7 protein-coding genes are annotated in these 14416 nt (G+C 60.7%); 4 read left to right on the top strand and 3 right to left on the bottom strand.

The annotated features are described in order from the left end of the window. Window positions 1–149 precede the first annotated feature (149 nt). Both QFX07_RS07265 and QFX07_RS07270 read left to right on the top strand, forming a co-directional pair. Window positions 150–4232: a DEAD/DEAH box helicase gene (locus QFX07_RS07265; RefSeq protein ID WP_279754270.1), complete on the top strand. Its 4083-nt coding sequence runs from the start codon at window positions 150–152 to the stop codon at window positions 4230–4232. 196 nt (window positions 4233–4428) lie between these two features. Further along, window positions 4429–5265: an aldo/keto reductase gene (locus QFX07_RS07270; RefSeq protein ID WP_279741709.1), complete on the top strand. Its 837-nt coding sequence runs from the start codon at window positions 4429–4431 to the stop codon at window positions 5263–5265. 192 nt (window positions 5266–5457) lie between these two features. Here QFX07_RS07270 and QFX07_RS07275 read toward each other — a convergent pair whose 3' ends face one another. After that, on the bottom strand, window positions 5458–7983 hold the full coding sequence (locus QFX07_RS07275; protein ID WP_279754269.1) for a Tex family protein: 2526 nt from the start codon (window positions 7981–7983) through the stop codon (window positions 5458–5460). Window positions 7984–8394: 411 nt separating this feature from the next. Here QFX07_RS07275 and QFX07_RS07280 point away from each other — a divergent pair, with 411 nt between their 5' ends. Further along, window positions 8395–9957: a dehydrogenase gene (locus QFX07_RS07280; protein ID WP_279754268.1), complete on the top strand. Its 1563-nt coding sequence runs from the start codon at window positions 8395–8397 to the stop codon at window positions 9955–9957. Between the two features lie 139 nt (window positions 9958–10096). On the opposite strand, the gene QFX07_RS07285 is transcribed toward QFX07_RS07280, so the two are convergent. Continuing rightward, window positions 10097–11572, bottom strand: coding sequence for an amino acid permease (locus QFX07_RS07285; protein ID WP_279754267.1), 1476 nt, complete (start codon window positions 11570–11572; stop codon window positions 10097–10099). 436 nt (window positions 11573–12008) lie between these two features. After that, window positions 12009–13490, bottom strand: coding sequence for an amino acid permease (locus QFX07_RS07290; protein ID WP_279741703.1), 1482 nt, complete (start codon window positions 13488–13490; stop codon window positions 12009–12011). Between the two features lie 444 nt (window positions 13491–13934). Between QFX07_RS07290 and QFX07_RS07295 the strand changes: the two genes are divergently transcribed. Further along, a complete protein-coding gene (locus tag QFX07_RS07295; RefSeq protein WP_279754266.1) occupies window positions 13935–14333 on the top strand; it encodes a hypothetical protein in 399 nt (132 codons plus the stop codon). Window positions 14334–14416 lie beyond the last annotated feature (83 nt).

Consider the following 14416-nt stretch of genomic DNA (forward strand, 5'->3'; position numbering starts at 1 on the left):
GAACGTTTTAAATGGAGGAAATTTTGATACTATGCGGAATGTCTTATGTGAATACCGGTGTTTTTATGCATTAAAAACTCCCCACCAAAAATACGAAATACGCCCCATACCACCGCTCAATAGTCGCCCCAGCCACCAGCTGCTATCAAATGACCGGCGACAAGGCACAAACCCACACGATACGCGATAATGAGCTGGTGAGCGCCAACAACCCCTTCCCCGAAATTCCCGTCACCGTACCGCAGATCATTCGCCAGGCTGGGCACCGCACCTACCAGCGCGGTGTCACCTACCAGCGCAACCGCGAAGTCATCCGCTACAGCTACGACGAAGATGAGCACACCCTCACCGGGCTCGTCAACGGAAGTACCATCATCCCCTACGAAGTGACCGTTCGCTTCTTCCCCGCCGTCAGCGGGTCCGCAACCTTCACCGCCCGTTGCACCTGCCCCGTGCTCACCGATTGCAAGCACGCCGTAGCACTCATGCTCACCGCGCTCGACCGCGCCTCCGTAGCGAAAAAGGCACTCAGCGAACACCCCGGACCGGTCGGCGTGCCCGCGACCAACGCTAAGGACGTGGTAGAGGTGAAGAAGTCCGCCGATCCGCTCGCGGCACTGCGCGCCTCCGGTGCACTCACCACCGCGGCGAAGCTACCCGCACCTGAGGTGGAAACTACCGAGCCCGAAAACCCTCAGGGAAGCTTTGCGCTCAACGACCTGGGATCTTCCCCTACCGTGCTCGATAGTTCCATCTCCAAGATTTCTGCCTGGCGCCGTAACCTTTCCTCCGTTCTTTCCGCACGTCAGGACCTTGCGGGCATTGACTCCATACGCGTGAGCGGCGCCCTGGATTTCTCGCTGAGCGTCTCCGGATCCTACGCGCGCGGCCGCAATATGCCCGGCGCAACCCCCAGCATTAACCTGCTCGCCCGCCCGCTCATGGCGTCCAAGACCGGGCGCTGGATCAAGGGCGGACTCAGCTGGGAAACCTTCGCCTCCAGCGTGGGCGGACCCGTCGGACGGCACGAAATCTACCCCGAACACGAACGATTCTTCGCCGAGCTCTACTCGATTGCCCGCCCCTGGCAGAACATGTATTCCTCACACCGCGACTGGATCTCGATGAGCGCATCTGCATCCACTCTGCTCTGGGACGTACTCGCCCGCGCGGAGGATATTGGTCTACCCCTGCTGATCAAAGGTCGCGAAGTGAACTACGCCGTACTGAGCCCGGCGCAGGTGCGCCTGCACGCCAGCGCTGAGAAGCACGCAGAAGGCGCCGGCCTGCAACTTCAAGCGGCGCTCAGCTGGGAAGGACGCGAAGGCGAATTGCTGCGCCAGCTCTGGCTGCCCGCCGCACACTGCCACCCCATCGGCACCCCACGTACCGGTTTCTTTGCCCTGGGCGGGCTCGCTCAGCAGGAGTACGAGCAGGCGGCAAAGGCGGTGCACTGGAAAACCACCCGCCCCGGCGCGCTGGATGAAGTGGGCCGCGAATCTTTCGTGCAAAAGGACGCGCGGGAGGTATCTGCTGAGCTCTCTGCCCCGACCATCAACCCGGCGCAGAATCACCACGCACAGATTAACCCGGCACAGGGTGAACGGGTGCGTTCCTCCCCCGCCGTACCGGAACTGCCCGAGGGTATGGAGCTGGCGCTTATCCCCTTGGTCGAGCCACTCGATGCCGCCTCCGAATCGCTCATTAGCGCCGGAACCGTGCATATTCCCGCCGCGGAACGCGCCACGTTCCAGAAGGAATACCTGCCCGCGCTCAGCCGTTCTATTCCCTCGCTAACCCCCGATCCAGCGCTGGGGCTGCCGCGCGTGAAGCCGCCGCATCTGGTGCTTGACATCAGCTTTGACAAGCAGGTACGCCACGACGCACAGCTGAGCTGGCATTGGGAATACCCGTTGAACCCCTTCGTTGAGGACAGCACCGAGGAGGCAAGCGCGCAGAATCCTGCGGCCGGTTCCGATGTGCAGTCCCTGCCCGTTTTCGGTTACCCCGGTGAAGAGGGTGGCGAGGTTCGCGATGAGCGTTTTGAGGCGCGCGTACTGCGTTCGGTGCGCGCCATTCTTGCCGCCCACCCAGCACTTTCCGGGCTGGAGGAGCACCGCATCGAAGGGTGGGAAACCCGCGAGTTACTCAGCGCAATTCTGCCGAAGCTTCGCCGTGTTTCCGCTGTTCAGGTACGTTTTAACGGCACCCCGCCACAGTTCGTGGAGGCAACTGACGCGCTCATTGAAATCATCGTGAGCGAGGGCAATTCTCGCGACTGGTTCGGCCTGGGCATTGCGGTAAAGGTCAATCATTGGACCGTGCCATTCGCACAGATTTTTGAGGCGCTAGATCGCGGGGCGGACCGTATCCTGCTCGGCAACGGCACATACTTCTCGCTGCGTCGACCCGAGTTTAAGACCCTGCGCACCCTCATTGCGGAGGCTCACGAACTCGACGACGCGGGCGGTGAGCTACGCATTAACCGCCACCAGGCAGGGTTGTTCTCTGAACTGGAGTCACTGGCGGCGAGCGTACATACGACCGCGCGGTGGGATGCCCAGGTACGTTCGCTACTGGAGCTGGTTGAGGGCCTGGAGGATGCCAAAGAGAGCACTGAAAAACCCTCTGACAAGGGAACTCAGGATTCCCCCACATCCCAGAAGGCTCCCGGCTGGGTTATTGCTCACCGCCCGGTACCCACCGGTCTACAGGCGACCCTACACCCCTACCAGGTGGAGGGTTTCCAGTGGCTGTCGTTCCTGTACGAGCAGCGTCTGGGCGGTATTCTCGCCGACGATATGGGTCTGGGTAAGACCGTGCAGGCTCTCGCCCTGCTCGCCCACGCAATTGAGGAGCATCGTGCAGTCTCCGAACGTGCCGCAAAGCGCGGCGAGAGCATCGAGCCGTTTATGCCTTTCCTCGTGGTTGCGCCGACCTCCGTCATCACCAATTGGGCGGCGGAGGCGACACGCTTCCTGCCCGAGGCGAAGGTCGTGACTATTACCGAAACCACCGCCGGTAAGACCCCGCTGGCTGAGCGCATCGCAGGGGCGCACCTGGTGCTGACCAGTTACACGCTGCTACGCATGGACGAGGACTCATACACCGGTTACGCCCGCACGCTGGGCGGCGCCGTTGACGAATTCACGGGCGAGCAGTCCGCACCCGAGGGCTGGGGTGCGCTCCTGCTGGACGAGGCGCAATTCGTCAAAAACACCGGCACCCGCGCCTGGTCCATCGCCCGCGCGATGCCCGCCCGCACCAAGATTGCGATGACCGGCACGCCCATTGAGAACAACCTCATGGAGCTGTGGGCGCTGCTGGCAATTGTGGCGGACGGCCTGTTCCCCTCCGCCCGTGCGTTCCGTGACCTGTACGCTCGCCCGGCGGAGTCCGGTGAGGACCCGGCGCACGCCGCGGCGACGGCTGCTCGTCTGCGCCGGCGCATCCGCCCGCTCATGCTACGCCGCACCAAGGAGCTGGTGGCAGCAGAGCTGCCGGCGAAGAACGATACGCGCGTGAACCTGCCGCTGGCTCCCGGTCACCGCCGCATCTATGACACGCATCTGCAGCGTGAACGTCAGAAGGTGCTGGGTCTGCTGGAGGATATGGACAAGAACCGGTTCACGATCTTCCAGTCGCTGACCCTGCTTCGCCGCCTGGCGCTTGATGCCGCGCTGATTGACCCAGAAGCCTACGCCGGGGTGTCGTCGGTCAAGCGCGACTACCTGGTGCAGCAGCTACCCAACCTGCTCGAGAAGGGCCACCGTGTGCTGGTGTTCAGCCAGTTCACCGGCTATCTGAAGAGCATTTCGGCACGCCTGGCGGAGGAGGGCATCGGTCACCTGTACCTGGACGGTTCGACCCGCAACCGCGCCGAGGTCATCGAGGCGTTCACGAGCGGTCAGGAGCCAGTGTTCCTCATTTCGCTTAAGGCTGGCGGTTTCGGCCTGAACCTGACCGAGGCGGACCACGTGTTCATCATGGATCCGTGGTGGAACCCCACCGCCGAGCAGCAGGCGGTGGACCGTATTCACCGCATCGGCCAGGACAAGGAGGTGCATGTCTACCGTCTGGTCGCCGAGGGCACGATTGAGGAGAAGGTCATGCAGCTCAAGGACTCGAAGGCTGCGCTCTTCGATGCGGTGGTCGGTGAGGGCGAGTTCGCCTCCGCGGCGGTGACGGCTGAGGATGTGCGTGAGCTCTTTGCGCCGGGTGTCGAACGGTAGCCGCCCCCAGCCTGAGCGGTAGCCCTCGATCCTGCTGATATCTCTGGCACCCGTCATTTTTCGTCACTTGGTTACGCCTCGGGCTAGATTCACACCCGATTCTGCTGCGGCCCTTCTCAACCGGAGGCTCTGAAGCGTAGCCTTGTAGGACTACTTACGGAGGCACCGCCTCCCCCATAGATTCCAAAGGAGCACCATGAGCTACAACGTACCCAACGTAAAGTTCAACGACGGCCGAACCATTCCGCAGCTGGGCTACGGCGTGTGGCAGGTTGAGGACGAGGTCGCCGAGAAGGTTGTAGGCACCGCCCTGGAAACCGGCTACCGCCATATCGACACCGCCGCTATCTACGGCAACGAGGCGGGGGTGGGCCGCGCTATCGCTAACTCCGACGTGGCTCGCGAAGATATCTTCCTCACCACCAAGCTGTGGAACTCTGACCAGGGTTACGAGAGCGCTTTCGAGGCCTTCGAGGCTTCCTTGGAGAAGCTGGGCACCGACTACGTTGACCTATACCTGATTCACTGGGCTAAGCCGCAGCAGGGCCTGTACCTGGATTCCTGGCGTGCGCTGATTGAGCTACAGAAGCAGGGTAAGGTCCGTTCCATTGGTGTTTCGAACTTCCCCGAGGAGCAGCTGCGCGAGATTATCGAGGAGACCGGCGTGGTTCCGGTCATCCACCAGGTTGAGCTGCACCCCTACTTCTCGCAGGAGGCGCTGCGCGCCGTTCACGCTGAATACGGCATCGCAACTCAGGCGTGGAGCCCGCTGGGCAATGGTAGCGACCTGCTGCAGAACCCCGTGCTGGCTGAGATTGCGGAGCGTCACGGCGCAACCCCCGCGCAGGTCGTGCTGGCGTGGCACCTGGCTAAGGGCACCGTGGCTATCCCGAAGTCCGTGACCCCCTCCCGTATTGAGGAGAACCTGGCGTCGGTGAACGTGAAGCTGACTGCCGAGGACATCGCGGCTGTGGATGCGCTTTCCAGCCCCGAGGGTCGTATTGGCGCTGACCCGGCGAACATTGATTTCTAAGATATAGCCCCGGCCTAGAGTTTAAAATTCACGTCATTAAAGCCCCGACAGGCACAGATAGTGCTTGTCGGGGCTTTATTGCGTTCTCAGGATTAAGTTTTAGCGAACGCTCGTTCTCGGATTGGAGTTCTCGGCTTGGATAGCTTTTCTACAGCTATCCTTAGCGAGCGCCCGGCAGCTTATCTTTCGCCGCTAGTCCTCGTCCTCCACCAGCAGGGAGAGGGAGATACGGCGGCGCGCCGGGTCAACCTCCACCACGCGCACCTGCACGATGTCGCCGCTGCGCACAATATCGTGCGGGTTCGCCACGTAGCCGCGGCTCATCTGCGAGATGTGCACGAGGCCGTCCTGGTGCACACCAATATCCACGAACGCGCCGAATGCCGCCACATTCGAGACGGTACCTTCGAGCACCATGCCGGGGCGCACGTCCTCGAAACGCGAGACAGACTCGGAGAATCGAGCGGTGCGGAAGCTACCGCGCGGGTCCAGGCCGGGGCGGCGTAGCTCGGTGAAGATGTCCTCGACCGTGTACACGCCGGCGGTGGCTTCCGCGCTCTCCGGCACGTGGCTGTCCTGTTCGTGACCGTCCTGCACGTAGTCGGCGGGATTCAGCCCGGCAAGCGGGCCGCTACCACCCGAAGTACCCAGGGCGCCAGCAACCCAGTGGGCGCCATTGCATGCCTGCGCATCGGCAATAATGCGGCGAGCGAGCGGGTAAGCTTCCGGGTGCACCGCGGAGGCGTCCAGCGGCTCCTCACCACCGCGAATGCGGATGAATCCTGCCGCCTGACGGAAGGTTTTCGCGCCCAGTCGCGGCACATTCAGCAGCTGCTGACGATTCGCGAAGGGACCGTGTTCGGTGCGGTAGGCGACAATGCGTTCGGCGGTTGCGGTACCCACGCCCGCCACGTGCGCAAGCAGCTGCACGGAGGCACTGTTGAGGTTCACACCCACGGCGTTCACACAGTCTTCGACGGTGTCGTTGAGGGCGCGGCGCAGGGCGGCGGGCGGCACGTCGTGCTGGTACTGGCCCACGCCGATGGACTGCGGGTCGATTTTGACGAGCTCGGCGAGCGGGTCCTGTAGGCGGCGAGCAATGGAGACGGCACCGCGTACGGTCACGTCGTAATCGGGCAGCTCGGCGGCTGCGAGGGCGGAGGTGGAGTAGACGGAGGCGCCCGCCTCAGAGACGGTCACCTTCTGGGGTGCTTCTGCGCCTTCCTCACGCAGGGTGCGGATTAGTTCACTGGCGAGCTTGTCGGTTTCGCGGCTTGCGGTGCCGTTGCCGATGGCGATGAGTTCCACGCCGTGCTCGCGGCAGGCGGCGGCAAGCTCGCGCAGGGCTTCTGCCCACTGGTTGCGCGGGGCGTGCGGGTAGACGGTGCCCACGCACAGCGGCTCACCGGTGCCGTCGACCACAGCGTATTTCACGCCGTGGCGCAGGCCCGGGTCCAGGCCAAGGGTGGTTTTGTGGCCGGCGGGTGCGGCGAGCAGGATATCGCGCAGGTTGGAGGCGAACACCTCGGTGGCGTTCTGCGCGGCGGTATCGAGTAACTGGTGGCGGATGCGTTCGGCAAGGCGCGAGCGCAGGTGGTTGCGCCATGCGGTGCGGACGGTGGCGGCGAGCCAGCCGAGTACGCGGTCTTCGTCATCGACGGTGTTGAGCACCTGCACGGGGATGCGTAGCGCGGCGGCAACTTCACGCTCGTATGCAGAACGGACGTTCTCGTAATTTTCGGCGGCGGCCTCAGCTTCGGCGCGGGCGGCACCACGCAGGCGGCTGAGCGCCACGGGGGCTGGTGCCACATCCACCTTGAGACGTACCACGCCGGCGTCTTTGGCGCGGTGCAGCGCCAGCACGCGGTGGGGCGGAATGGAACGAATACGGTCCGAGAAGGCAAAATAGTCGGAGAACTTCGCACCAATGTTTTCCTGACCGGCAATTACGCGGGACTCGATCACACCGCCTTCACGCAAACGCTTGAGGAGCTTTTCGCTCAGCACCGGGTCGGTGATAGCGCGGTCAATCAGGATCGCGCGGGCACCGTCGAGGGCCTCTTCGGCGCTGTGAATCTGCAGGGCTTCGTCTGCCTCTGCAGCCTCAATACCCTCGTCCTCGTCCTCAGACTCGGTGCCGTCGGTAATGTAGGCGGCGGCAATGGCATGCGCCTCGGCGAGGGGCACCTCCAGCAGGTCTTCGACGAGGGAATCAAGCCCGGCGGCACGCGCCATCTGGGCGCGGGTCACGCGCTCACTACGGTAGGGGGCGTAGATGGCGTTTACGTCTGCGATGGTGGCGGCGTTCATGAGCGAGGAACGCAGCTGTAGCAGGGTGAGCGGGTCGATGAGGCCTTCGTCGGCCCGTTCGGTGAGCGCTTCGAGCACGCGGTTACGGCGCTCTTCGAGGGCGCGGAGCTGGCCCAGGCGCGACTGGATGGTGCGCAGCTGGGTGTCGGTGAGTGCGCCCGTTGCTTCTTTGCGGTAGCGGGCGATAAAAGGTACGGAGTTGTCGGCGTCGAGTAGCGCCACGGCTGCGCGGATGCGGTGCGGCGCAATACCGGTTTCTACAGCGAGCACGTTCATAAGGTGCTCGGCAGGCTGCTCAGCTGTGCCGCCGGTTTCGTGTTTTTTGCGGTGCGCGGTTCGGCCTACGGCGTGGTCGGTATCTTGGCCAGCGCGTGGGCGGATGCTACTCGGGAGGGGGTGTTCGCTCATCCCTCCAGTTTCGCATATTTCGCCGCGGGTCATGGGTTGACCGGTGATGCTGAGGGTAGAGTCAGCGCGGGGCGTATTTTGCATGTCTTTGCGGGTGCGGGTAAACGTATTTTTCCACCGCATCTTCTAGTGCAGATTACGAGTCTTTACCACATTTTGCCCTGTGGGTGCGCTCAACTTTGTCATCTTTCCGCAAGAAACCGTTTTAAGGGTGCATATATTTGAATAGTGCTAAGTTTCAGCGATAAATTTAGATAAAAGAGCATATTTTTTAAAAAAATATCTCGCATTCGTGCAGATAAGTGGCGGCCTCACATCACGCAAACACCCTTATCTGCGTGCATACGTTCAGGGGTTCGGCGGCACGGTACGACAAGGTGCTGCCACATCCTGCAGATGAAAGAGGGACCCATGCGCGAACGAGCCGCGCTATCAAACGCTCCGGAGGGCTACTTAGATTTTCACGACGAGTACGCGGAACTCATCGCTGAACTCGCCGCACTGGGGTTAACCCCTACCCAGGTTCTCCGCCGCCTCAATTTTCTGTACCCGCGCATCAACAAGAAGCACCTGAATTATGCGCTGAACTCCGGCATCTGGCAGTTTGGCCCGGTCACGGCAGAGGCCCCAAGCTACACGGTGCTCGCCTGCGGCCTCTGGTATGTTTTCGCGGAAGCCTACGATCTGCCCCCGGAGCCCGAGTACGCGGCGTTAATTCTTGATTGCGATATTATCCATGACCTGCCACCCGCGCTGGAGGCGCGCCACTTCAATAGCGAAGACATCGCCACCATCCTGGCGAAGATTGGCGCAACGCTCAAGTACCTTGCCGCGCACCCCTACTCCCAGCTGGAGGAAGAGGCGTACGCGCAGACCCTCGAGGACATCCGGCAGCGCGGCGTGAAAGAAATCGGCACCGAGGGCGGTAGCCTATACACCCTGCTTGCCTCCAGCATGGAGGGCGAATCGGCGTGGCCTGCCCCCGCGCAGACGGTAAACGACTACCTCGGCGACGGCGACTGGTCCCTGGGTATGCTCCGTACCGGCATCTATCCTGCGGAGGCGCTCGAAAACGAGTGGTACATTGACGCCACCTCGGTACCCGAGGATTTTGCGCCGAAGATCCTGAGCCTCTTTTTGAGCTATTGTGCCCGCTACGACCGCGAACCGACGGCACTAAACTACGGCTACTGGTCTACCATTCCCACACTCATTGAGCAGGTGCCGCCCCTGGGAGCGGTACGCGCCAAGTTCGGCTCCTGGCAGGCGACCCTGCATCGCGGACGCGTACAGATTGCCCGCGAGCTGCGCCTGTGGAGGAGGAACGAAGCAAACGAAGCTGCCGCTGAGGCGAGCGCCGCTGAGTCAAGTGCCCCGGAGGAGCGTGAGCTCCTCAATGCTGAGCTGGGTAACGCTGAGCTGACCGAAGCAGAACTAGCAGAGCTGGATATCCCGGAGAAGTCCCCCGCGGACGCTCCCGCAGAGCCCGCGCGTCTGAGCGCCCGCGAACTCACCGAGCAGGGCATCGGCGTGGTGCAAACCGCCCACACCGACCTGGCGGCGTACCACCGCACCCAGTGGGAGCAGACGGTGAAAGTCTTCGGCGAACGCCTCGCTCAGCTTGCCTGGAACCGCCGCCTGAGCACCTACTACTTCTTTGACGGCGCCTGCCTGGAAGACGCCGACCCAACCCCCGTGGTGACGGTTTTCCGCTCCCCCACCGGCTTCCTCTGCGAGCTCGAACCTACCGCCGAGGCGCTACCCGCCTTTGACCCCGAGTTCCTGCAGGAGCACGGCTGGAGGCACCCGGTGCCGGTGCATGCGCTGTGGAACCTGCACGCGCTCGACCCACTGGAGGCTGCTGCCGCCGTCATCGAGGCGATGCGTTCTGGTTGCGGTTGTGAACGCTGGGATTTCTACCGCACCGATGATGAGGACCCGCTGGCTGAAGAGGTGGAGACGGATTCCGTCTAAGCACACACTCCCGTGCGCCTCTCAGGTTCATCGATAGAGATAGCAAAAGCCCGCACACCTACCCTGAAAGAGTAGCGGCGCGGGCTTTACGCATGCGCTGGTAGCCGGGCCGATAGTCGGCGCGGCTTAGCATGGTTGCTTAGCGTGCCGAGAAAATTTCGGACGCCTCCACAATCGCAATCTGTGCGGTGCGGGTTGAGATTGCCTCTTCGCGGCGTGCATCAGCGCGGCGCTTGAAGAACCAGCCGATGCCCAGAATCGCGAACCAGATGGGCATCGCAAGCAGACCCATGAGGGTTTCCTCATCCATGGTGAGAACACCGATAGTGAAGGCAAAGAACGCCAGCGCCAGCCACGCGGAGAAACGGCCACCGGGCAGGCGGAAGTGCGACTTCTCGTGGCGCGAGGGGAACTTCTTGCGGTACATCAGGTAGCTGACCATAATCATAGTCCAGGCAAAAATCACCAGCACCGCAGCCACGGTAGTAACCAGGTTAAACGCACGAGAAATCGAGTCACCCGCGTAGAGCAGCACGATGGAGGACAGCAGCATCACGGCGGAGAGGAACAGCGCGTTACGCGGCACACCGTTCTTAGAGATCTTGCCCAGAAACTTGGGGGCGCTGCGCTCGCGTGCCAGACCGAATGCCATACGCGAGGTCGAGAAGATACCGGAGTTCGCTGAGGAGGTTGCGCTGGTAATCACCACAAAGTTAATAATGTGTGCGGCGATACCCAAGCCCGCCAGAGTGAACATGGCCACGAAGGGGCTCTTATCGGGGCTGATGAGGCGCCAGGGGGTAACCATCAGGATAGTGACGAGTGCACCCACGTAGAAGACCATAATACGTACCGGTACGGCGTTGATTGCCTTGGGCAGGGTCTTTTCGGGGTCCTGGGTTTCTGCGGCAGTGGTACCAACCAGCTCGGAGCCCATGAACGCAAAGACGGCAATCTGGAATGCGCCAAGGAAGCCGATGAAGTGGTTCGGGAACATGCCGCCGTCATTCCAGAGGTTTGCAAAAGAGGCCTGAGCGCCACTGGGTGAGGTGAAGCCGACAGCGACCATGCCGCCGCCAACGATAATCAGGGCAACGATAGCGACAATCTTGATCATGGAGAACCAGAATTCGATTTCGCCAAAGTTCTTCACGGATACCAGATTCAAGGTCAGCAGAACACCGATGACGGCGAGCGCCGGGATCCAGGCTTGTAGGTCGGGCCACCACATACGCAGGTAGCCAACAATTGCGATAATATCCGCGACGGCGGTGACCACCCACATGAACCAGTAGGACCAGCCGAGGAAGAACCCGGCCATGGGGCCGACCAGGTCGGTGGTGAAGTCGGAGAAGGACTTGTACTTCAGGTTGGAGAGCAGGATTTCACCCATAGCTCGCAGCACCAGGAAGATGAAGGCGCCGATGAGCATGTAAACGAAAATCACGGAGGGGCCTGCGAGGGAGATGGCACGGCCGGAGCCCATGAATAGGCCTGTGCCGATGGCGCCACCGATGGCAATCAGCTGGATGTGGCGGTTACTGAGGCCACGGTGCAGTCGTTCTCCCTGTTCGGAAGCTTTTGGTTTGAGGGTTGCGTTGTTCTGCTCGGTCACAGCATCCTCTTTTCTGCGGTTGGTACCCCGTACCGCATGTGCCGTTGCTAGATGACAACTGTCATATCACAGCAGATAGGATCTCTGTATGAATATGCGGCTAGTTGCTTTGCGGGGCGGCCCCGGATTTCGGGGCGTGGCTGGGGCTCTACCAGTTACCGCACTGTGTTCGGAAGTGTCACACTATCGACCAACGCGGAGTTTATCTGGGTGCTCTCACAGCTATTTGAATAGTTATTCTACAGGATATTGGGGGTTCAGGAGTGGATTTTCAGCAAAAATTGTGACTTATGTCTATTATTTAGGTCATACTACCCGGTGTGAACTATCCCCTCATCACACACAGAAACATACGCAAGCCCCGCCTCCACATCCAAAAAGAATGTGAAAACGGGGCTTAAACGCTATACCAATACGTACCAACGCAAGAACAGAATTACTTTTGAGAAGCCTCGTCATCGCTGTTTTCAGAAGCCAACGCGCGGGCACGCTTCGCCGCATGGCGGCGAGTCAGAATCTCGTAGCCGATAGCCAGAGCAATGAACCAGACGGGGGTCAGAGCCAAAGCGACAGCGGTATCCGGGTACAGGCTCAGGGCGTATACCATCACGGCAAAGAAGACCAGACCAAACCAACTCATACCGATACCCCAGGGCATCTTATACTCTGACGCCTCGTGGCGTTCAGGGAACTTCTTGCGGTACACCAGATACGCAATCAGAATCATGCTCCAGGTGAAGACACCCATCATCGATGCCACAGAGGTCACCACAGTGAACGCCTCCATAATGCCACTACCGGCATAGAGCATAACCAGGCTGAACAGCAGCATCACAGTGGTCAGGTACAGGGCATTGGCGGGCACACCATTCTTGGTGAGCTTGCCCAACGCGGAGGGTGCGGCACCGTCGTGCGCCAGACCGTAGACCATGCGGGAGGTTGAGAAAATACCAGAGTTCGCCGAGGACGCCGCGGAGGTCAGCACCACAAAATTCACCAGGGAGGCGGCAACACCAATGCCAGCCAGGGAAAACATACCCACGAAGGGGCTCATGGACTTATCCAGCTTGTCCCAAGGGGTTACGGCGAGGATGGTCAGCAGCGGCAGGGCGTAGAAGAGACCAATGCGGAAGGGCACCGCGTTAATTGCCTTGGGCAGGGTGCGTTCGGGGTGTTCGGTTTCCGCCACGGCGGCGCCGACCAGCTCAGCGCCCACAAAGGCGAAGAGTGCAATCTGGAAGGCACCCAGGAAGCCCATCAGGCCCTGGGTGAAGATACCGCTACCGGAGGGGCCGGGGTGATCCCAGAGATTCGCTACGGAGGCGACGGTACCGTCGGGGCTGGTGAAGCTGAAGGCGACCATGAGCGCACCCACAACAATGAGCAGCACAATGGCGACGATTTTAATGACGGCGAACCAGAATTCGATTTCGCCGAAGTTCTTCACTGAGGGCAGATTCAGCAGAAGCAGAGCCACGATCACGGTCAGTGCCGGGGCAAAGGCGGGGATGTCCGGCCACCAGTATTTGACGTAGCCGGTAATGGCAATGACGTCCGCAATGCCGGTGACCACCCAGAAGAACCAGTAAGACCAGCCGACAAAGAACCCGGCACGAAGGCCAAGGATGTCGGTAATGAAGTCGGTGAAGGATTTGTAGTTGGGGTTGGAGAGTAGAATCTCGCCCATGGCGCGCAGCACAAAGTAGATGACGCTACCGATAATTGCGTAGACGAAGACGATGGAGGGGCCGGTTAGCGCAATAGTCTTTGCCGAGCCGAGGAAGAGGCCGGTGCCGATAGCACCACCAATAGCAATGAGCTGGATATGCCGGAAGCTAAGTCCGCGTTGGAGCTTGGAGTGCTCTGCTTCGGAGTCTAGGCCGGTGACGGAGTTATGCGGCGTTGGCTGCTGTGTCACGTATTTCTCTTTCCTGCGTCGGTTCGCCTTAGTTTGGTTTGGGCGGTTCCGGGTGGTTGGTATTCATGCATATTTCTTGGTGGCAAGAAGGAGGGGAGCCTCGCGTTTCCTCAGGTTGTGCCGTGCGCTTGAGCTTGTGGACTCCGATTTCACGGGGTTGCCGTTTTCTTACATCACGGATAAAGAATTATGCAGAGAATGAATAATTTCAAATTTTACCTCTTAAGACCCACATGAGCACAAGGAATCCAACAGAAGATAGGGGGTGCAAGTGCCCAAAAATTTCTATGAGCGAATTTTGTGCTATTCCCGGTTGGAATTTGTGGTGCCAAAAATATTTAGAAGATTTACATGTAAAACTTTACAAAGCACGGAACTGGGTCTAGAGTAGAAACTGTTCAACAAAAACCTAACCAACCAACTACCAAGCAGAAGGACACAATAATGGGCAAGTTCTCCAACGCAGCACTTCGACTCACCGCCGGCGCGCTCATCCTCGACGCAGGCGTCAAGAAGTTCAAGGCAGACGAAGGCACCTACGCCTTCCTGCAGCAGATGGCGGCAACCGGTGTTCCCGCAGTCTCCAAGCTGGACGCAGCAACCTTCGGTAAACTCATCTCCGGCGCAGAAACCGCACTCGGCGCAACCCTGCTGACCCCCTTCATCCCCGCACGCCTGGCGGGCGCAGGTCTGACCGCATTCGCGACAAGCCTGATGACCATGTACTTCCGCAATCCGGACATGCACGACGAGCTCTTCCGCCCCACCCAGGACGGCCAGCAGCTCGCAAACAACATTGTGCTGCTCGGCGCGGGCCTGGCACTGCTGGGCTCCAAGAAGTAGGCCCCACACGCTAACTCACTCAAACGACCTCACAAAAGTGCGGCGGGAACAGTATTCGTTCCCGCCGCACTTTTGTATGTTCG

Source organism: Rothia similimucilaginosa, from assembly GCF_029850985.2.
In the GTDB taxonomy this organism is placed as follows: domain Bacteria; phylum Actinomycetota; class Actinomycetes; order Actinomycetales; family Micrococcaceae; genus Rothia.

What these genes read in the sequence shown, in the direction of transcription:
- QFX07_RS07265 (WP_279754270.1), top strand. Translation starts at nt 150, where the DNA reads ATGACCGGCGACAAGGCACAAACCCACACGATACGCGATAATGAGCTG.
- QFX07_RS07270 (WP_279741709.1), top strand. Translation starts at nt 4,429, where the DNA reads ATGAGCTACAACGTACCCAACGTAAAGTTCAACGACGGCCGAACCATT.
- QFX07_RS07275 (WP_279754269.1), bottom strand. Translation starts at nt 7,983, where the DNA reads ATGAGCGAACACCCCCTCCCGAGTAGCATCCGCCCACGCGCTGGCCAA.
- QFX07_RS07280 (WP_279754268.1), top strand. Translation starts at nt 8,395, where the DNA reads ATGCGCGAACGAGCCGCGCTATCAAACGCTCCGGAGGGCTACTTAGAT.
- QFX07_RS07295 (WP_279754266.1), top strand. Translation starts at nt 13,935, where the DNA reads ATGGGCAAGTTCTCCAACGCAGCACTTCGACTCACCGCCGGCGCGCTC.